At 73.6% G+C, this 18,911-nt stretch carries 18 protein-coding genes; 14 read left to right on the forward strand and 4 right to left on the reverse strand.

The window, feature by feature from the left end:
* Positions 1-35 precede the first annotated feature (35 nt).
* Complete coding sequence (locus AB0C22_RS03240; RefSeq protein WP_308290989.1) at positions 36-665, forward strand: DUF305 domain-containing protein; 630 nt, start codon at positions 36-38, stop codon at positions 663-665.
* A gap of 108 nt (positions 666-773) precedes the next feature.
* Here AB0C22_RS03240 and AB0C22_RS03245 read toward each other — a convergent pair whose 3' ends face one another.
* Entirely contained in the window at positions 774-1,073 is a 300-nt protein-coding gene (locus tag AB0C22_RS03245; RefSeq protein ID WP_091244878.1) for a metal-sensitive transcriptional regulator, read from the reverse strand.
* Positions 1,074-1,167: 94 nt separating this feature from the next.
* Between AB0C22_RS03245 and AB0C22_RS03250 the strand changes: the two genes are divergently transcribed.
* The 5 genes from AB0C22_RS03250 (at position 1,168) to AB0C22_RS03270 (ending at position 4,901) form a co-directional block, all read left to right on the forward strand.
* On the forward strand, positions 1,168-1,374 hold the full coding sequence (locus AB0C22_RS03250) for a copper ion binding protein (protein WP_219466249.1): 207 nt from the start codon (positions 1,168-1,170) through the stop codon (positions 1,372-1,374).
* A 16-nt stretch (positions 1,375-1,390) separates the two neighbouring features.
* Entirely contained in the window at positions 1,391-1,624 is a 234-nt protein-coding gene (locus AB0C22_RS03255; protein ID WP_219470895.1) for a hypothetical protein, read from the forward strand.
* A gap of 14 nt (positions 1,625-1,638) precedes the next feature.
* Positions 1,639-3,915, forward strand: coding sequence for a heavy metal translocating P-type ATPase (locus AB0C22_RS03260; protein ID WP_357533192.1), 2,277 nt, complete (start codon positions 1,639-1,641; stop codon positions 3,913-3,915).
* Between the two features lie 144 nt (positions 3,916-4,059).
* Positions 4,060-4,233, forward strand: a complete 174-nt coding sequence (locus tag AB0C22_RS03265; RefSeq protein ID WP_219466254.1) for a CsbD family protein — start codon at positions 4,060-4,062, stop codon at positions 4,231-4,233.
* Between the two features lie 149 nt (positions 4,234-4,382).
* Positions 4,383-4,901, forward strand: a complete 519-nt coding sequence (locus tag AB0C22_RS03270) for a hypothetical protein (RefSeq protein ID WP_219466256.1) — start codon at positions 4,383-4,385, stop codon at positions 4,899-4,901.
* A 162-nt stretch (positions 4,902-5,063) separates the two neighbouring features.
* Here AB0C22_RS03270 and AB0C22_RS03275 read toward each other — a convergent pair whose 3' ends face one another.
* Positions 5,064-6,320, reverse strand: a complete 1,257-nt coding sequence (locus AB0C22_RS03275) for a DUF2786 domain-containing protein (protein ID WP_357533194.1) — start codon at positions 6,318-6,320, stop codon at positions 5,064-5,066.
* Between the two features lie 167 nt (positions 6,321-6,487).
* On the opposite strand from AB0C22_RS03275, the gene AB0C22_RS03280 reads away from it, so the two are divergent.
* Positions 6,488-7,366, forward strand: a complete 879-nt coding sequence (locus tag AB0C22_RS03280) for a DUF3152 domain-containing protein (RefSeq protein WP_308290990.1) — start codon at positions 6,488-6,490, stop codon at positions 7,364-7,366.
* Positions 7,367-7,522: 156 nt separating this feature from the next.
* Here the strand turns inward: AB0C22_RS03280 and AB0C22_RS03285 are convergent, their stop codons facing one another.
* Entirely contained in the window at positions 7,523-7,951 is a 429-nt protein-coding gene (locus AB0C22_RS03285; RefSeq protein ID WP_219466258.1) for an ATP-binding protein, read from the reverse strand.
* A gap of 450 nt (positions 7,952-8,401) precedes the next feature.
* On the opposite strand from AB0C22_RS03285, the gene AB0C22_RS03290 reads away from it, so the two are divergent.
* The 7 genes from AB0C22_RS03290 (at position 8,402) to AB0C22_RS03320 (ending at position 18,421) form a co-directional block, all read left to right on the forward strand.
* Complete coding sequence (locus AB0C22_RS03290) at positions 8,402-9,937, forward strand: glycosyltransferase family A protein (protein ID WP_219466259.1); 1,536 nt, start codon at positions 8,402-8,404, stop codon at positions 9,935-9,937.
* A gap of 312 nt (positions 9,938-10,249) precedes the next feature.
* Positions 10,250-10,339, forward strand: coding sequence for a K(+)-transporting ATPase subunit F (gene kdpF, locus AB0C22_RS03295; protein WP_067312053.1), 90 nt, complete (start codon positions 10,250-10,252; stop codon positions 10,337-10,339).
* Positions 10,339-11,994, forward strand: coding sequence for a potassium-transporting ATPase subunit KdpA (kdpA, locus tag AB0C22_RS03300; RefSeq protein ID WP_219466267.1), 1,656 nt, complete (start codon positions 10,339-10,341; stop codon positions 11,992-11,994). The genes kdpF and kdpA overlap by 1 nt, the downstream gene beginning before the upstream one ends.
* A gap of 20 nt (positions 11,995-12,014) precedes the next feature.
* The gene (kdpB, locus tag AB0C22_RS03305) at positions 12,015-14,237 is read left to right on the forward strand and encodes a potassium-transporting ATPase subunit KdpB (protein ID WP_357533198.1); all 2,223 of its coding nucleotides are present in this window, start codon (positions 12,015-12,017) and stop codon (positions 14,235-14,237) included.
* Positions 14,237-15,118, forward strand: coding sequence for a potassium-transporting ATPase subunit C (locus AB0C22_RS03310; RefSeq protein WP_219466276.1), 882 nt, complete (start codon positions 14,237-14,239; stop codon positions 15,116-15,118). The genes kdpB and AB0C22_RS03310 overlap by 1 nt, the downstream gene beginning before the upstream one ends.
* A gap of 82 nt (positions 15,119-15,200) precedes the next feature.
* Positions 15,201-17,741, forward strand: a complete 2,541-nt coding sequence (locus tag AB0C22_RS03315) for a DUF4118 domain-containing protein (RefSeq protein ID WP_357533200.1) — start codon at positions 15,201-15,203, stop codon at positions 17,739-17,741.
* The gene (locus tag AB0C22_RS03320) at positions 17,738-18,421 is read left to right on the forward strand and encodes a response regulator (RefSeq protein WP_219466278.1); all 684 of its coding nucleotides are present in this window, start codon (positions 17,738-17,740) and stop codon (positions 18,419-18,421) included. The genes AB0C22_RS03315 and AB0C22_RS03320 overlap by 4 nt, the downstream gene beginning before the upstream one ends.
* A gap of 92 nt (positions 18,422-18,513) precedes the next feature.
* Here AB0C22_RS03320 and AB0C22_RS03325 read toward each other — a convergent pair whose 3' ends face one another.
* Positions 18,514-18,903: a DUF1304 domain-containing protein gene (locus AB0C22_RS03325; RefSeq protein ID WP_219466280.1), complete on the reverse strand. Its 390-nt coding sequence runs from the start codon at positions 18,901-18,903 to the stop codon at positions 18,514-18,516.
* Between the last annotated feature and the right edge of the window lie 8 nt (positions 18,904-18,911).

The following is an 18,911-nucleotide window of genomic DNA, read 5'->3' on the forward strand; positions in this document are numbered from 1 at the left end:
CGCCGTCCGTCTCCGTCGTACCGAAAGGTCTGCCCGTGTCCACTCGTACCCTTGCCCGTCGCGCCGCCCTGGCCGGCGTCGCTCTCACCACCGCGTCCGCCCTGACCGCCTGCGGTGGGGGCCATTCCTCCGACGGCGGCCACGGCCGTCCGGCCGCGGGCACCGCCCCGGCCGCCTCCGTGTCCGCCGGGGTCGCCCCGGCGGACGTGATGTTCGCCCAGATGATGATTCCGCACCACCAGCAGGCGGTACGCATGTCGGAGCTGGCCGGGAGCCGGGCCGCCGATCCGGAGGTCACCCGGCTGGCCGAACGGATCCGCGCCGCCCAGGCCCCGGAGATCGCCACCATGACCGGGTGGCTGACCGCCTGGGGCCGGCCCGTCCCGTCCGGCGGCCCGGCCGACGGTCACCTGCCGGGGATGGACCACGGCATGCCGGGGATGATGTCCGACGCCGACCTGGCCCGGTTGGAGGGGGCGACCGGTCGGGACTTCGACCGCCGGTTCCTCACCCTGATGATCGCCCACCACGAGGGTGCGATCACCATGGCCCGGCAGGAGTTGGCGGACGGCCGGCACGCCGGGGCCAGGGCCATGGCGCAGCAGATCGTCACCACCCAGCAGGGCGAGATCGACACCATGCGCAAGATCCTCGCCCGGCGCTGACCGCCACCCGTGAGGCGTCGCGGGGCCGGATCCCACCGGCCCCGCGACGCCGGGCAGTCCGCCCGTCCGATGCCCCGCCGACCGCAGGTCGCCGGACGGGCGGGCCGGTCAGCCGCGTTTCATCAGGCGGCCGACGGCGGCCATCATCTCGGCGGCCATCTCGTCGGCGCGGCCCTCGGCGGCCCCCTCGTGCATGCAGTGCCGGGCGTGGCCGTCGAGCAGCCCGAGGGCGACCTTGTCCAGGGCGGCCTGCACGGCGGAGATCTGGGTGAGCACGTCGATGCAGTACCGGTCGTCGTCGACCATCTTCTCGATGCCCCGGACCTGCCCCTCCACGCGGCGCAGCCGCGCGAGCAGTTGGTCCTTGCTGGCGGTGTAGCCCCGGACCGGGGTGCTCGGTGTGGTCATGGCGACCAGGATAGCGTACCCCCGGGGGGTATGCTACGGTCGCAGGGTGACGTACCCCTGGGGGGTATGTTGGACGAGTGGAGGGAAGAGCCGCATGATCACGAACTACCAGGTGAAGGGCATGACCTGCGGGCACTGCGTCAGCGCGGTCAGCGCCGAGGTGGGTGCCCTCGACGGTGTCACCGACGTCCAGGTCGACCTGGCCTCCGGCCGGGTCGCCGTCACCAGCGACCGCCCGCTGGACACCGCGTCCGTGCGGGCCGCCGTCGACGAGGCCGGCTACGACCTCGTCGAGGCGTGACGGTCCGGGGGGACCGGTGAACACACCGACCAGGCTGGGCGGATTCGCCCTCGCCCTCGCGGTGGTGTTCGGCGCGGCGTACGGGGTCGGCCAGCTGACCGGCCCCGTCACCCCGCCCGCCGAGACCCGCCACGACCCCACGAACACCCCGCGACCCGTCCCCAGCCCCGTTGGCCCGGAGCCCACCACCGACCCGACGCCGAGCGTGCCCGTCACCGGCACCGGCGGGGCCGGTCACACCCACGGTTGACCGGAGGTGCCGCGATGACCCCGAACACGTCGAACCTGCCCACCGCACCCCACCTGATCGAACTGGCCATCGGCGGAATGACCTGCGCGTCCTGCGCCGCCCGGATCGAGAAGAAGCTCAACCGGCTCGACGGCGTCGAGGCGAGCGTCAACTACGCCACCGAGAAGGCCACCGTCCGGTACGCCGACGGGGTCACCCCCGACGACCTGATCACCACCGTCGAGAAGACCGGCTACACCGCCGTCGTCCCCCCGCCGCCCACCCCCGCCGGCACGGAACCGGCCGCAGGGCCGGTCGACGAGCTGGGCGCCCTGCGGACCCGGCTGCGGGTGTCGACCGTGCTCACCGTGCCGGTGATCGTGCTGGCGATGGTGCCGGCCTGGCAGTTCACCTACTGGCAGTGGCTGTCACTGACCCTGGCCGCCCCGGTGGTCGCGTACGGCGGGCTGCCGTTCCACCGGGCCGCCTGGACCAACCTGCGACACGGCGCGGCGACCATGGACACCCTCGTGTCGCTCGGCACCCTGGCCGCGTTCGGCTGGTCGCTCTGGGCGCTCTTCCTCGGCGACGCCGGGATGCCCGGGATGACCCACCCGTTCCGGCTGGACATCGTCCGCACCGACGGGGCCGGCAACATCTATCTGGAGGCCGCCGCCGGGGTGACCGTGTTCCTGCTGGCCGGCCGCTACTTCGAGGCCCGCTCCAAGCGGACCGCCGGGGCGGCCCTGCGGGCCCTGCTCGAACTCGGCGCGCGGGACGTCGCCGTGCTGCGCGGCGGCACGGAGACCCGCGTTCCGGTCGACCAGCTCGTGGTGGGCGACCGGTTCGTGGTCCGGCCCGGCGAGAAGATCGCCACCGACGGGCGGGTCGACGAGGGCACCTCGGCGGTCGACGCCAGCATGCTCACCGGCGAGTCGGTGCCGGTCGAGGTGGGGCCGGGCGACACGGTGGCCGGTGCCACCGTCAACGCGGGCGGCCGGCTGGTCGTCACCGCCACCCGGGTCGGCGCGGACACCCAGCTCGCCCAGATGGCCCGGCTGGTGGAGGCGGCACAGACCGGCAAGGCCGCCGTGCAGCGGCTCGCCGACCGGATCTCCGGGGTCTTCGTGCCGATCGTCATCGTGCTCGCCGTCGGCACGCTGGGCTGGTGGCTGGGCAGCGGGGCCGGCCCCACCGCCGCCTTCACCGCCGCGGTGGCCGTGCTGATCATCGCCTGCCCGTGCGCGCTCGGCCTGGCCACCCCGACCGCGCTGCTGGTCGGCACCGGGCGGGGTGCCCAGCTCGGCATCCTGATCAAGGGACCGGAGGTGCTGGAATCCACCCGGCAGGTCGACACGGTGGTGCTGGACAAGACCGGCACCGTCACCACCGGCCGGATGACCCTGGTCGACGTCCGTCCCGCCGAGGGGCAGGACCGGGCCGAACTGCTCCGGCTCGCCGGGGCGCTGGAGGCCGGCTCCGAGCACCCGATCGCCCGCGCCGTGGCGGCCGGCGCCGCCGAGGCCGGGGAACTGCCCCCGGTCACCGGGTTCGCCGCCGCCGAGGGGCTCGGCGTCACCGGCACCGTCGACGGCCACGACCTGGTCGTCGGGCGGCCGAGGCTGCTCCGCGAGCGGGGTCTGGACGTACCGGAGGAGGTGGTCCGGGCGGTGGCCGAGGCGGAGGCCGCCGGTCGTACGGCGGTGGTGGCGGGCTGGTCCGGGCGGGCCCGTGGGGTCCTCGCGGTCGCCGACGTGGTCCGGCCCACCAGCCGGGAGGCGGTCGCCGGGCTGCGTGCCCTGGGCCTGACCCCGGTGCTGCTCACCGGGGACAACGCGACCGTCGCCAAGGCGGTGGCCGCCGAGGTGGGCATCGACCAGGTGACCGCCGAGGTGCTGCCGGCCGACAAGGTCGACGTGATCCGCCGGCTCCAGGCGCAGGGTCGTACGGTCGCCATGGTCGGTGACGGGATCAACGACGCGCCGGCCCTGGCCCAGGCCGACCTGGGGCTGGCCATGGGCACCGGCACCGACGTGGCGATCGAGGCGTCCGACCTGACCCTGGTCCGGGGCGACCTGACCGCCGCGGTGGACGCGATCCGGCTCTCCCGGCGCACCCTCGCCGTGATCAAGGGCAACCTGTTCTGGGCGTTCGCCTACAACGTGGCCGCCCTCCCGCTGGCCGCCGCCGGCCTGCTGAACCCGATGATCGCGGGCGCTGCGATGGCCTTCTCGTCGGTCTTCGTGGTGGCCAACAGCCTCCGCCTCCGCCGCTTCTCCACCACCACCCTCCACCCCGGACGACCGCGTTGATCAAGAGGTTTGCGTCACCAGTCGGCTTGCTGGTGACGCAAACCTCTTGGTCAACGGGCCGGAGCGGGTGGTGGGGGTGTTTTGGGGATGGGGGGTGGGGGTAGTTGAGGGGCGTTGGAAAAAGTGCTTATTCGGGAGGCTCTCATGGGGTTCGACGACAAGATCGAAAACACGACCGAGAACGCCGCCGGCAAGGTCAAGGAAGGCGTGGGTCGGGCGACCGACAACGAGCGTCTGGAGGCCGAGGGTCGCAGCGACCAGGCCAAGTCCAGCCTCAAGCAGGCCGCCGAGAAGGTCAAGGACGCTTTCAAGAGCTGAACCGCGCCACCCGTCACGCCGGACCGACCTCGTCGGTCCGGCGTGAGGCGCGTCGGGGGGTGCGGCGCGTCGGGGGTGAGACGTCGGCCGAGCGGGCCGTGCGGCATCGTGTCCGTGGTACCGCCCGACACATCGAAACGGGGAAGTCGATGCACCGCAGCTCCGCCACCGCGCTCACGTTCGCCGTCCTCGCCGTCCTCGCCAGCGGCTGCTCGGACAGCGGGGACGACACCGACGCCGCACCCGCAACGCCGACCAGTGCCGCCGATGCCCCCACCGGGCAGGCCACGCCCGACACGGTGACGACCACCACCCCGACGGCCGGCACCCCGACCGCCGGCACCGCCGCGAACACCGCGCAGGTCTGTCGCGCCGTCGACCAGCTGATCATCGACGGCAGCCGGCAGATCACCGCCGACTCGGCCGCCGCCACCCGGGAGGAACTCACCCCGGAGCAGCTCAACGGCAAGCTCAAGGGGCGACTGAGCGGGCTCGCCGACGACCTCCGTGCGCAGGCCCGCAAGGCCCGGGACGCCCGGATCAAGAAGTTGGTCGACGAGACCGCCACGAAGATCGAGGGCGGCGCGGCGGCCAAGAGCCCGGCAAGCTGGATGGGCACCGACTTCGTCGAGATCCCGGCCCGGCTCACCCGCGACTGCCACGTCTGACCCGGACCCCACGCGGTCCTGCCCGGCGGACCCAGCGGTCCTGCCCGGCCTGGAGTCCTGCCCGGCCCGGGAGACTTACCTGGGCCGAGGGTCTGCCCGGGCCGGGGATGCCCGGTCGGGCGCGGGCACAGGGACGTAGTGGGCGGATCCCGGGCCGTCGGGTCAGCGTCGACCGGGCAGCGGCCGGCCCGGCGGGGCGGTACCGGCCAGCGAGGCACGGTCGGCGGCCGAGGTGCCGGACTGCCAGCCCTCGGCGTCCCGCACGGTCAGCCGGGCCCGGGTGACACCGGGGAAGAGGGTGTCCATCCGCTCCCGTACCGCACCGGAGCGGGCGGCGAGCACCGGCAGCAGCCGGTCCGCCCCGGCGTCCTGCGCCGCCTGCCGGTTCGCCTCGTCGGTCGCGGCCCGCAGCCGCTCGCCGATACGCCGGGCGAAGGCGTGCAGGAAAGCCTCGTCGTACGCCTTGGTGCGTCGACCGCCGCCCTGACGTTCCCGGCGTCCGCGCAGCATCGCGGCGGTGGCCTGCACCAACAGTGAGGTGTGCAGCAGTTCGACGGCCTCCAGGTCGGCGGAGAAGCCGAGCACGGTGGCGAAACCGAGATCGTCGGACCAGACCGACTCGCACCGGTTCGCCGCCGCCACCTCCTGCACCAGCAGCGCTTTCGCACCCGCGTACGGGGCGTCGGTGCTGATCCGGACCCCACCGGGCCGGTCCGGGTGGGCGGTGTCCGCCTCGACCAGCGCCCGTTCCAGGCTGTGCCGGGCGATCAGCTCCTGCGCCTTGCCGGTGAACGCCTCAGCCTCGGCCGGGAACGTGGTGGACTCCGCCTTGGCGAGCAACGCCCGTACCCGGTCGAGCACCCGGGATCCGCTCGGACCGCTCGACGCGGTCGTGGCCGGTCCGCCGACGCCGCCGGGCGGGGGGCGCAGCACCGCGACCGGCGGCAGGCCGGTCAGCAGGGCCAGCACCTCGATGGCGTCGCGCAGGGCGGTGATCCGGTCCGTACCCTCCCGGGTGGTCCAACCGGTCAGCCATCCGGCGTCGTCGTCCCCGTGGACCCGGGCGTCCAGGCCGGCCAACTGGTCGTCCCACCACTGCGGCACCGGGCCGGGCTGGGCCGCCCGGTCGGCGGCGAGGGCCTCGGTGACCAGCCGGCCGGGGCGCGCGCCCAGCCGTCGGGTCACGATCCGGGCCACGTCGGCCGGCTGCCAGCCCCGTGGCCAGAGCCGACCCAGGGAGGCCACCAACCGGCCGAGCAGGGCGGCGTCCACCGCCGCCGGGCCTTCGGGTCCGCCGGGCGTCGGCCGGCCACCGTCACCGCCGACCACGAGCTGGTCCAGCTTCCGCTCCGCATTGCGTACGTCGGTGCCGCGCACCGCCGCGACTGCGGCGGCGATGAGGGCGTCGGCGTCCGGCACGGGTGGTCCTTCCTCGGCGTGACGGCCGGGTGGTGTCCGGATCGTCGGGAGTGTCTGCCCGGCAACGGTACCCGGGTCCGGATTGCTCCTCCCGGGCACTCATCCGTTCGGGCCTCGCGCCCGTACTCCTGCCCGGAGTGGACCACAGGTGGACGGGGAGGACGACGGTGAGCACCCTGACGGTGAGCGAGGCCGCTGACCGGGGCCGGCACCGGGGGCGACGCCGGGGCGTGACCCCGGCCGGTGTCCTGTCGGTGGTGCTGGTGGTGGCCGGGCTGGCTGCCGGCGGTGCGGTGGTGGCCCAGCGGCAGGGCGTCGACCTGGGCGCGCTCATCGGCGACGTCCGCCGGGAGCCGGTCCGGCCGCCCGCCGCCGCGGTACCACCCGTGCCGACCCGGGCGGAGGCACCCGTCCCGCTCGGATCCGCCGCCGCGCCCGCCCCGGCGGCGCTGCGCTACCCGCAACGGGGGACCGGCACCTGGCGGACGGCGACCGCTGAGGGTGCGGTCGCCGGGCGGGACGGCCAGCTGCTGCGCTACCGGGTGGCGGTGGAGGGTGGCATCGACGCCGTCGACCCGGAGCGGTTCGGCCGGGAGGTGGCGGTGGTGCTTGCCGACCGCCGGGGCTGGACCGCCGACGGCCGGTGGCGGCTGCAACGGGTCGGTGCCGACGGCCCGGCGGACTTCACCGTGCTGCTGACCACCCCGGTCACCCGGGGCGAGCTGTGCGGGGACACCTCGGACCGCTACACCTCCTGCCGCAACGGTGACCGGGTGGTGATCAACGTGGCGCGGTGGGCACGGGGCGTACCGGACTTCAGGGGTGATCTCGCTACTTACCGGTCGTACGTGCTCAATCACGAGGTGGGGCACCGGCTGGGCCGGGGTCACGAGCGGTGCCCGGCGGCAGGCGGGCCGGCACCGGTGATGCAGCAGCAGACGCTCGGCCTGCACGGCTGCCGGCCGAACGCCTGGCCGATGGCGGGCGGCACCCTGTTCACCGGTCCCGCCGGTGAGTACGACGACCCGATCCCGGCCGGCGACTGACCCCTTCCGCCGGGCCGGCCAACTCGGCTGCGGCCGTGCGGCGGGCCTTCTCGGCTGCGGCCGTTTCGGCTGCGACCGGCCGTCGGGCTTCTCGGCTGTGACCATGTGACGGGCCAACTCGGCTGTGGCCATGTGGCGGGGCCTTGCCCGGTCGGGTCAGCGGCGGGGGAAGGACGCCCAGATGTTCTTGGTGCGGTCGGTGGCGTACCAGCCGACCTCCAGGGAGACCGCCATGGCGATCTGGAGTCCCCGGCCGCCGGCCCCCATCGGCCGGGTGTCGGACAGCTCGGGGATGGTGCTGAGGTCGTGGTCGGCGACGTCGAGGATGAGCGACTCGTCGATGGTGAGTAGTCGGACAATTGTCGGCGGAATGCCGTGTTTGAGGGCATTAGTGGCCAACTCGGTGGCGACCAGGACGATCAGCTCGGGGACCTCGTCCAGGTTCTGACCGTCGAGCAGGCGCTCACCGGTGAGCGCCTCGTGCAGCGAGGCGCGCAGGGCACGCAGGCCGGCGGGATCGGCCAGTTCCCACCGGCGCAACTCGGTGGCCTGAGGCGGGGGCGGCGAGGTGCGAAGCGGTGCCATGATCTCGGTTTACCCTGCGTAGCGGTTTCCCATGCTTGGGTCCGCTGTCGAGGATTCGTCCTTCCGGCACCCGGATCACCGCCCCGCCGGCCGAGCTCCGAGCCGCCCGGCCAGCCCAGTTCGGAGCCGGCCGACCAGCCCAGTTCGGAGCCGGCCGGCCAGCTCACGTCGGGGCCGGCCGTGCGGTGATCCGGGGTTCGGTGGGTGCCCGGTGGAGTGTGGTCCCGGCCACTGTCGAGGGTGGCGTTCCAGGCGGGAACGGGTCGTCCTGCACCGCCGGGCCGAGGATCGAGAAATCATCCGATTCGGGGCCTGCGTCAGCCCCTGCGGTCGCGTAAAGTCCGCAAACTGAACGGGCCATGTCGGCGACGGAACGCCCCCCAAACGGGTGCCCGTCCGCACGGTTGGGCGCATCCCCGCGCCGGCTCACGGACCGCCTCAGGAAGAGCCATGACCGCCAGTACGAATGACCCCAAGGTGACCGTCGTGGTCCCGGCGTACAACTCCGGACCGCACATCGAGAAGCTCGTCACCTCGTTGTTGAGCCAGTCGCTGCCGGCCGGCGAGTTCGAGGTCATGTTCGTCGACGACGGCTCGACCGACTCGACCGGCGCCCGGCTCGACGAACTGGCTGCCGCCCACCCGCACATCCGGGTGCTGCACATCGACAACTCCGGCTGGCCGTCGCGGCCCCGTAACCTCGGCGTCCAACACGCCCGGGGCGAGTACGTCTTCTTCGCCGACGACGACGACTGGTTCGGCGAGGAGGCGCTGGAACGGCTGTACGCCTGCGCCCGCGAGCACGACGCGGACCTGGTGGTCGGCAAGATGGCCGGGCACCGCCGTTCGGTGCCGCGCGAACTGTTCCGGCGCAACCGGTTCGACGCCACCCTGGCGAACGCGCCCCTGATCGACAGCCTCACCGCGCACAAGCTGTTCCGGCGTTCCTTCCTCATCGAGCACGACCTGCGTTTCCCGGAGGGCAAGCGCCGGCTGGAGGACCACGTCTTCGTCACCCGGGCGTACTTCCTGTCCCGCCGCACCTGCGTGCTGGCCGACTACGTCTGCTACCACCACCAGCGGCGGGTCGACGCCGGCAACGTCACCGCCACCGCGCTGGAGCCGGCCGGCTACTTCGTCAACCTGCGTGAGGCGCTCGACATCGTCGACGCGCACACCGAGCCCGGGGCGCTGCGGGACCGGCTGCACCGGCGGTGGCTGCGCAACGAGATGGTCTCCCGACTTCGCGGCCGGCGGTTGCTCGACGCGCCCGCCGACTGGGTGGACCAGTTGGTCGGCGAGGCACAACGCACGATCCGGGACCGGTTCGCCCCGGGCGTCGCCGCCGGTCTGCCGCCACTGCAACGGATCATCACCCGGCTCATCGAGCAGGGCCGCACCGCCGACCTGCGCCGGTTGGCCCAGTGGGAGGCGGCCGTCCGGGCCCAGCCCACCGTGCAGCGGGTCGAGCAGGACGGCGGCGTCCTGACCGTCACCCTCACCGGCGAGTTGTTCTTCGGCGACCAGCCGCTCACCCTCACCGCCGACGGGGAGCAGCGGCTGCTGGTGGTGCCGGTGGACGACGTACCGGCCGACCTGCGGGACGCGACCCCCGGGATCAAGCAGTCCAAGCTCGACGTCATCGCCCGGCGGCGGGACACCCGGGAGGAGTTCTTCGTGCCGGTCACCGGCGCCGTCGAGCTGGTCCCGGTGGGCGACGGCACGCTGCGGCTGGTCCGGCGCGGCACCGCCCGACTCGACGTCGGCGCGCTCAACGGTGGCCGCAGCAGCGGCACCTGGGACCTGAAGGCCCGGGTCACCTGCTGTGGCTGGACCGAGGACGCCACGCTGCCGGTGGCGTTCCGCTGTGCGGCCGACGGTGCCCGCCCGGTCACCGTGGCGCACCTGGACAGCCTGCGTTTCCGGCTGCGGCGGGCGGTGGCCCGGCGGGTGCCCGAGTCGATCCGGCGGGCCATCCGCCGCTGACCATGCCGGTACGACCGCCCGGGCCGTCCCGCCCGTCCACGCACCGACCTCCCCTCCGCACCGTGACCGCCGTCACCGGCTGCGGTGGCCGGCGTGAAGAACACGTCAAGAAACCGCGGCTGCCCGTCTAGGTCGCGTTATGGACCCTGCCCGATCGGATCAGAGCGCGTTGTGATTGCCCGGCGTGGCCGGAAGGCGGTCACGGCGTTCGGGTCCGGTTGAGGGAGTCCGCGTGTCTGACGTGGTGTTCGTACTGGTGACGGTGGTGCTGTTCGCGGCGCTCGCCCTCGTGGTGAGGGGCGTGGAGAAGCGGTGAACGCCGTCAACGCCGTCGGCCTGGTGCTGGCGATCGGCCTGGGTGTGTTCATGGTCGTCGCGCTGCTGTTCCCGGAGCGCTTCTGATGACCACGACCACAGCGGGCGTCATCTTCATCCTGTCCCTGGTGGTGGCGCTGGTCGTCGCGTACCGCCCGGTCGGCGACCACCTGTACCGGGTGGTCGCCGGCACCCGACAGTCCCGGGTGGAGCGCGGGGTGTTCCGGCTGGTCGGAGTGAACCCGGCCGCCGAGCAGTCGTGGGGCGTCTACGCCCGCAGCGTGCTGGCCTTCTCCGCCGTCTCGGTGCTGTTCCTCTACGCCTTCCAGCGGTGGCAGGACCACCTGTGGCTGTCGCTGGGCTTCGACCCGGTCGTCCCGCACGGTGCCTGGAACACCGCCGTGTCGTTCGTGACCAACACGAACTGGCAGTGGTACGCGGGTGAGTCGACCATGGGTCACCTGGTGCAGATGGCCGGGCTGGCGGTGCAGAACTTCCTGTCCGCCGCGGTGGGCATCGCGGTGGCGGTGGCCCTGGTCCGGGGGTTCGCCCGCAGCCGTACCGGCGAGCTGGGCAACTTCTGGGTGGACCTGGTCCGGATCACGCTGCGGGTGCTGCTGCCGGTGGCGGTGCTCGGCGCGGTCGTGCTGATGCTCGGCGGGGTGGTGCAGAACCTCTCCGCCGGCACCGACGTGACCACCCTGACCGGCGGCGGGCAGAGCATCCCCGGTGGTCCGGTGGCCGGCCAGGAGGTGATCAAGGAGTTGGGCACCAACGGCGGTGGCTTCTACAACGCCAACAGCGCCCACCCGTTCGAGAACCCGACGGCCTGGACGAACTGGGTCGAGCTGTTCCTGATCCTGCTGATCCCGTTCAGCCTGCCCCGGGTCTTCGGCCGGATGGTCGGCCAGCACCGGCAGGGCTACGCGATCGTCGCGGTGATGGCCGTCCTGGCGCTCGGCAGCGTCACCCTCACCAACGTGTTCGAGTTGGCCGGGCACGGCACCGTGCCGCAGGCGGTCGGTGCGGCGCTGGAGGGCAAGGAGGTCCGTTTCGACGTGTCGAACTCGGCGACCTTCGGCGCGGTCACCACACTGACCTCGACCGGCGCGGTGAACTCCGCCCACGACTCGTACACCGCGCTGGGCGGGATGATGACGCTGGGCAACATGATGCTGGGCGAGGTCGCCCCCGGCGGCGTCGGCGCGGGCCTGTACGGGCTGCTGGTCCTCGCGGTGATCACGGTGTTCGTCGCCGGTCTGATGGTCGGCCGGACCCCGGAGTACCTGGGTAAGAAGATCGGTTCCCGCGAGATCACCTTCGCCTCGCTGTACTTCCTGGTCACCCCGGCCCTGGTGCTGATCGGCACGGCTGCCGCCTTCGCCACCGGCAACGCCTCGACCGCGTTGAACGTCGGCCCGCACGGACTGTCCGAGGTGCTCTACGCGTTCACCTCGGCGAGCAACAACAACGGTTCGGCGTTCGCCGGGATCACCGTGAACACCCCGTGGTGGAACACCGCCCTCGGGTTGTGCATGCTGCTCGGCCGGTTCCTGCCGATCATCCTGGTGCTCGCGCTGGCCGGCTCGCTCGCCCGCCAGGCACCCACCCCCGCCTCCGAGGGCACCCTGCCGACCCACCGCCCGCTCTTCGTGGGGATGGTCGTCGGCGTCACGGTGATCCTGGTGGCGTTGACCTTCCTGCCCGCGCTCGCCCTCGGCCCGCTGGCCGAAGGGCGGTGACCACCATGGGGAGGAACGACATGACCGTCCCGTCCGTGGCATCCGGTGGCGAGCAGCCGCCGACCGCCGGCCCAGCCGAGGCCCGGGTGGCGGTGGGCCCACCCGACGGCCGGGCACCGGGTGGTGGCCGGGCCGGTGGCGGCCTGCTGGACCCCCGGCAGCTGCTCCGCTCCCTGCCCGACGCGCTGCGCAAGCTCGACCCGCGCACCCTGTGGCGCAACCCGGTGCTGCTGATCGTGGAGATCGGCGCGGCCTTCACCACCGTCCTGGCGGTGACCGACCCGTCGGTGTTCGGTTGGGCGATCACCGGCTGGCTCTGGCTCACCGTGCTCTTCGCCAACCTCGCCGAGGCGGTCGCCGAGGGCCGGGGCAAGGCGCAGGCCGCCTCGCTGCGGCAGGCCAAGCGGGACACCATCGCCACCCGCCTGGTCGGCTGGTCGCCGGGTGCCCGCGCCGACACCTACACCGACGAGGCGGTGCCCGCGCCGCAGCTGCGGCAGGGCGACGTCGTCCTGGTCAGCGCCGGTGGGACCATCCCCGGCGACGGTGACGTCGTCGAGGGCATCGCCAGCGTCGACGAGTCCGCGATCACCGGTGAGTCCGCGCCGGTGATCCGGGAGTCCGGCGGTGACCGCAGCGCCGTGACCGGCGGCACCCGGGTGCTCTCGGACCGGATCGTCGTGCGGATCACCCAGCGGCCCGGGGAGAGCTTCATCGACCGGATGATCGCCCTGGTCGAGGGGGCCGACCGGCAGAAGACCCCGAACGAGATCGCGCTGAACGTCCTGCTCGCCGCGCTCACCCTGATCTTCCTGCTGGCCGTGGTCACCCTCCAGCCGTTGGCGATCTTCGCCAAGGGTTGGCAGGCCGCCGCGCCCGACACCGGGGCGGTCACCGACGACGGGGTGACCGGGGTGGTGCTGGTGTCCCTGCTGGTCTGCCTGATCCCGACCACCATCGGGGCGCTGCTGTCGGCGATCGGCATCGCCGGCATGGACCGGCTCGTGCAGCGCAACGTGCTGGCCATGAGCGGCCGGGCGGTGGAGGCGGCGGGGGACGTCGACACCCTGCTGTTGGACAAGACCGGCACGATCACCCTGGGCAACCGGCAGGCCGTCGCGTTCCTGCCGGCCGACGGGGTCACCACCGCCGACCTGGCCGCCGCCGCGCAGCTGGCCAGCCTCGCCGACGAGACCCCGGAGGGCCGGTCGGTGGTTGCGCTGGCGACGCAGGAGTTCGGCCTGCGCGCGGAGGAACCGGGGCTGCTGCCGTACGCCGACTTCGTGCCGTTCACCGCGCAGACCCGGATGAGCGGCGTCGACCTGACGCCGGAGGACGCGCCGGCCCGCCGGGTCCGTAAGGGGGCGGCGACGGCGGTGCTGACCTGGGTACGGGAGCACGGCGGTCACCCCGGCGAACAGGTCGGTCAGCTGGTCGACGAGATCAGCGGGCTCGGCGGCACCCCGTTGGTGGTGGCCGAACACGTCGCCGGGGAGCCGGCCCGCGCGCTCGGCGTCATCCACCTCAAGGACGTGGTGAAGACCGGGATGCGGGAGCGGTTCGCCGAGCTGCGCCGGATGGGCATCCGGACCGTGATGGTCACCGGAGACAACCCGCGTACCGCGCAGGCGATCGCCGACGAGGCCGGGGTGGACGACGTCCTCGCCGAGGCCACCCCGGAGGACAAGCTCGCCCTGATCCGCCGGGAACAGGAGGGCGGCCGGCTGGTCGCGATGACCGGGGACGGCACCAACGACGCCCCGGCGCTGGCCCAGGCCGACGTCGGGGTCGCGATGAACACCGGCACGTCGGCGGCGAAGGAGGCCGGCAACATGGTCGACCTGGACTCCGACCCGACCAAGCTGATCGAGATCGTGGAGATCGGCAAGCAGTTGCTGATCACCCGGGGCGCGTTGACCACCTTCAGCATCGCCAACGACGTGGCGAAGTACTTCGCGATCATCCCGGCCATGTTCGCCGGCATCTACCCGGGCCTGGACCGGCTCAACGTGATGCGGCTGGGCAGCCCCGAGTCGGCGATCCTCGCGGCGGTGATCTTCAACGCCCTGGTGATCATCGCGCTCGTACCGTTGGCGCTGCGCGGGGTGCGTTACCGGCCGGCCGCCGCGTCCCGGCTGCTCGGCCGCAACCTGCTGGTCTACGGCCTCGGCGGCATCGTCGCGCCGTTCGTCGGCATCAAAATCATCGACCTGCTCATCCAGTTCGTTCCGGGAGTCTCGTGATGCGCCCACCCGCCTGGCTCGCCGCCCACCTCGCCGCGTTGCGCGCCCTGCTCGTGTTCACCGTGCTGCTCGGGGTGGCCTACCCGCTGACCCTGGTCGCCGTCGGCCGGCTCCCCGGCCTCGACGCGAAGACCGACGGTTCGCTGCTGACCGTGGACGGCCGGACCGTCGGCAGCACCCTGATCGGGCAGTCCTTCACCGACGCCGACGGCGACCCCGTCCCGCGCTACTTCCAGTCCCGCCCGTCGGGGGCCGGCGACGGCTACGACCCGACCGCCTCCGGCGCCTCGAACCTCGGCCCGGAGAGCGTGCTGGACGCCCTCGCCGTCGACCCGCAGGACTCGACCCGGAGCCTGCTAAGCCAGGTCTGCGCCCGCAGCCGGGCGGTCGGCCTGCTCGACGGCGTCGACGGGCGGCGGCCGTACTGCACGCCCGACGGGGTGGGGGCGGTGCTGGCGGTGTTCCGCGCCGACGGGCTGACCGGCCGGATCATCCGGGTGGTCAGCGTCAACCAGACCGCCCCGGCCACCCCGTTCGTCACCTCCTGGCAGGGGGTGCCGGTGGAGCTGGCGCAACCCGGGGAGGACTACCGGGCCGCCGGTGGGCTGATCACCCCGGTCCGGGGGGACGCGCCGGCACACCCCGCCGTCCCCGCCGACGCGGTCACCGCCGGCGGCAGCGGCCTCGACCCACACATCAGCCCCGCGTACGCCGGGATCCAGGTGGCCCGGGTGGCGCGGGAGCGCGGCGCGGACCCGGCGGTGGTCCGGCGGCTGGTCGCCGAGCACACCACCGGCCGGACGCTCGGCTTCATGGGTGCCCCCGCGGTGAACGTGCTGGCCCTCAACCTGGCCCTCGACCGGAGCCTGCCCGCCCGCTGAGCCCCGACGCCGGCACCCCTGCCCGGGGTGCCGGCCCGGCGGTCGCGCCCCGGGGCGGTACGCACAGCGAGAGGATGGTCCTGTGCCACGAGGTGAACTGCGCATCTACCTGGGTGCCGCCCCCGGCGTCGGCAAGACGTACGCCATGTTGGAGGAGGCCCGGCGGCGGGCCGAGCGGGGCGCCGACGTGCTGGTCGGCCTGGTGGAGACGCACGGCCGGCCGCACACCGCCGCGATGATCGGCGACCTGGCGGTGCTGCCCCGGCGCACGCTGCGCTACCGGGACGCCGAGTTCACCGAGCTGGACCTCGACGCCGTGCTGGCCCGCCGCCCGGAGCTGGTCGTGGTCGACGAGTTGGCGCACACCAACGTGCCCGGCTCCCGGCACGGCAAGCGCTGGCAGGACGTCCAGGAACTGCTCGACGCGGGCATCTCGGTGCTGTCGACGGTCAACGTCCAGCACCTGGAGTCACTCAACGACGTGGTCGCCCGGATCACCGGCACCACCCAGCGGGAGACCGTCCCGGACGCCGTGGTCCGCGCCGCCGAACAGGTCGAACTGGTCGACATGACCCCGGAGGCGCTGCGCCGGCGGATGGCGCACGGCAACATCTACCGGCCCGACCGGATCGACGCGGCGCTGGGCAACTACTTCCGGGTCGGCAACCTCACCGCGCTGCGTGAGCTGGCCCTGCTCTGGCTGGCCGACAAGGTCGACGACCAGCTCGACCGGTACCGGGCCCAGGAGGGCATCTCCGCCACCTGGGAGGCCCGGGAACGGGTCGTCGTCGCCCTCACCGGCGGCCCGGAGGGGGACACCCTGATCCGCCGGGCGGCCCGGATCGCCGCCCGCAGCAAGGGGGCCGACCTGCTCGCCGTGCACGTGGCCCGCGACGACGGGCTGGCCGGGGCGGACCCGGCCCAGCTCGCCCGGCAGCGGGTCCTGGTGGAGAGCCTCGGCGGCAGCTACCACCAGGTGCTCGGCGGGGACGTCCCGGCCGCCCTGCTCGACTTCGCCCGGGGGGTCAACGCCACCCAACTGGTGCTCGGCGCGAGCCGGCGCGGCCGGTTCGCCCAGCTGATCGCCCGGGGCGTCGGCGTCACCACCACGGCCCGCTCCGGGGCGATCGACGTGCACCTGGTCACCCACCCGCAGGCCGGGCGGGGCCGGCGCGGGGCCGGGATGCCGGCCGCGCTGTCCCGACGGCGTCGGCTGCTCGGGTTCGCCCTCGCCGGGCTGGGCCTGCCGCTGCTCACCCTGCTGCTGTCGGTGTTGCCGGACCTCACCCTGACCAACGACATCCTGATCTTCCTGGCCGGGGTGGTCGGAGTGGCGCTGGTCGGTGGCCTCTGGCCGGCACTGGTCGCCGCGCTCGGCGGATCGCTGCTGCTGAACTGGTTCTTCACCCCGCCGTACCGCACGCTGACCATCGCCGAGGCGGACAATCTCCTCGCGCTGGGCGTCTTCGTCGGGGTGGCGGTCGCGGTGAGCTGGGTGGTGGACGTGGCGGCCCGGCGTACCCGGGAAGCGGCCCGGGCCGCCGCCGACGCGCAGACCCTGGCCACCGTCGCCGGTGGCGTGCTGAGCGGTGAACGGCCGCTGCCGGCGCTGCTCGACCGGCTGCGGGAGACCTTCGGGCTGCGCGCGGTCAGCGTCCTGGAACTCGTCCCCGACGCGCGGGGGCGGCCCGGCCGGGCCCACGAGGAGGGGGCCTGGCGTCGGGTCGCCAGCGTCGGGGTGGACCCGGCGGGCAGCCCTGGCGCGGGGGAGACCACGGTGCCGGTCGACGACCGGCTGACCGTGGTGCTCAGCGGCCGTCGGCTGGAGGCCGCCGACCGGCGCATCGTCGAGGCGTTCGCCGCGCAGGCCGCCGTCGCGCTGCGCCAGGAACGACTCGCCGAGGAAGCCGCCACCGCCCGGCCGCTCGCCGAGGCCGACCGGTTACGCACCGCGCTGCTCGCCGCCGTCAGCCACGACCTGCGTACCCCGTTGGCGTCGGCGAAGGCCGCGGTGAGCAGCCTGCGCAGCCCCGACGTCGACTTCGACCCCGAGGACCGGGCCGAACTGCTCGCCACCGCCGACGAGTCCCTGGACCGGCTCGGCCGGCTGGTGGCGAACCTGCTCGACATGAGCCGGTTGCAGGCCGGCGCGCTGGGTGTCACCCGCACCGCGATCGGGCTGGAGGACGCCGTACCGCTGGCCCTGGACGAGCTGGGGCCGGCCGCCGCCGACGTACGGACCGACATTCCCGCCGACCTGCCGGCGGTCGACGCCGACCCGGGCCTGCTGGAACGGGTGCTGGTCAACATCGTCGCGAACGCCCTGCGGCACAGCCCGGCCGGGCAGCCGCCCACGCTCACCGCCAGCAGCCACGCCGGGCAGGTGGAGCTGCGGGTCATCGACACTGGCCCCGGCATCCCCGAGGACCGTTGGGAGCACGTCTTCCTGCCGTTCCAGCGGCTCGGCGACCGGGACAACCAGACCGGGGTGGGGTTGGGGCTGGCCCTGTCGCGGGGGCTGGCCGAGGCGATGGGTGGCAGCATCACCCCGGAGACCACCCCCGGTGGGGGGCTGACCATGGTGTTGCGGCTGCCCGCCGCCGACGAGAGGCCGGACCGGTGACCCGCATCCTGGTCGTCGACGACGAACCGCAGATCCTCCGCGCGCTGCGGATCAACCTGCGCGCCCGGGGGTACGACGTCGAGGTCGCCGGGACCGGCACGGCCGCGCTGAAGGCCGCCGCCGCCCACCCGCCGGACCTGGTGGTGCTCGACCTGGGCCTGCCCGACCTCGACGGCGTGGAGGTCATCCGGGGCCTGCGCGGCTGGACCACCATCCCGATCATCGTGCTGTCCGGGCGGGCCGGCAGCGCGGACAAGGTAGCCGCCCTCGACGCCGGTGCCGACGACTACGTCACCAAGCCGTTCGGGGTCGACGAACTCCTCGCCCGGATCCGCGCCGTCACCCGTCGGCTCGCCACCTCACCTGTCGACGCGACGGCCACCGCCCAGGTGGGTCGGCACACCGTCGATCTCGCCACCCGCACCGTCACCCGCGACGACGGCACCGAGGTCCGGCTCACCCCCACCCAGTGGGCGGTGCTGGAACGGCTGCTGCGTCACCCCGGCAAGCTGATCAGCCAACGTCAGCTCCTGCACGAGGTGTGGGGGCCGGAGTACCAGCAGGAGACCAACTACCTGCGGCAGTACCTGGCGCAGCTGCGACGCAAGCTGGAGGACGACCCGGCCCGGCCCCGGCACCTGATCACCGAGCCGGGCATGGGCTACCGCTACCGCCCCTGACCGCCTCAGGCCGTGCCCCGACGGTCACCGGGCTGGCGGTTCTCGTCGGTTCACGGCCGCCTCCGTCACCGGGCGTCGCTGTCCCGCCTCCGCTACCCGAGGCTGAGCCCGATCGCCAGGGCGGCGACGGCGAGGAGCGGGGGGACGAGCTGCTTGAGCGCGGCACTGGCCTTGTCGGGTGCCGAGATCAGCAGCACCAGCCCGGCGGCGACCATCGACCCGGCGCCGACGAAGACCAGGGTCGCGCCGACGGTGTGCGCGCCGACGGCGTAGGCGACGATGCCGACGACGATCGCGACGGCCAGGAAGAGGTTGTAGAAACCCTGGTTGAAGGCGAGCTGCCGGGTGGCCTCCGCCTCCTCGCGGCTGGTGCCGAAGACCGCGCGGGCGCGGGCGGTGGTCCAGACGACCGACTCCAGGTAGAAGATGTAGACATGGATGAGGCCGGCGATGCCGGCCAGGACGAGTCCCGCGACGACCACGACCCTGC

Source organism: Micromonospora sp. NPDC048894 (assembly GCF_040649765.1).
Taxonomy (GTDB): Bacteria; Actinomycetota; Actinomycetes; order Mycobacteriales; family Micromonosporaceae; genus Micromonospora; species Micromonospora antibiotica.

Bases quoted from the DNA above. Each gene is read 5' to 3' on its own strand.
- kdpB (WP_357533198.1), top strand. From the start codon at position 12,015: ATGACCGTCCCGTCCGTGGCATCCGGTGGCGAGCAGCCGCCGACCGCC.
- kdpA (WP_219466267.1), top strand. From the start codon at position 10,339: ATGACCACGACCACAGCGGGCGTCATCTTCATCCTGTCCCTGGTGGTG.
- AB0C22_RS03310 (WP_219466276.1), top strand. From the start codon at position 14,237: ATGCGCCCACCCGCCTGGCTCGCCGCCCACCTCGCCGCGTTGCGCGCC.
- AB0C22_RS03285 (WP_219466258.1), bottom strand. From the start codon at position 7,951: ATGGCACCGCTTCGCACCTCGCCGCCCCCGCCTCAGGCCACCGAGTTG.
- AB0C22_RS03250 (WP_219466249.1), top strand. From the start codon at position 1,168: ATGATCACGAACTACCAGGTGAAGGGCATGACCTGCGGGCACTGCGTC.
- AB0C22_RS03270 (WP_219466256.1), top strand. From the start codon at position 4,383: ATGCACCGCAGCTCCGCCACCGCGCTCACGTTCGCCGTCCTCGCCGTC.
- AB0C22_RS03245 (WP_091244878.1), bottom strand. From the start codon at position 1,073: ATGACCACACCGAGCACCCCGGTCCGGGGCTACACCGCCAGCAAGGAC.
- AB0C22_RS03265 (WP_219466254.1), top strand. From the start codon at position 4,060: ATGGGGTTCGACGACAAGATCGAAAACACGACCGAGAACGCCGCCGGC.
- AB0C22_RS03290 (WP_219466259.1), top strand. From the start codon at position 8,402: ATGACCGCCAGTACGAATGACCCCAAGGTGACCGTCGTGGTCCCGGCG.
- AB0C22_RS03260 (WP_357533192.1), top strand. From the start codon at position 1,639: ATGACCCCGAACACGTCGAACCTGCCCACCGCACCCCACCTGATCGAA.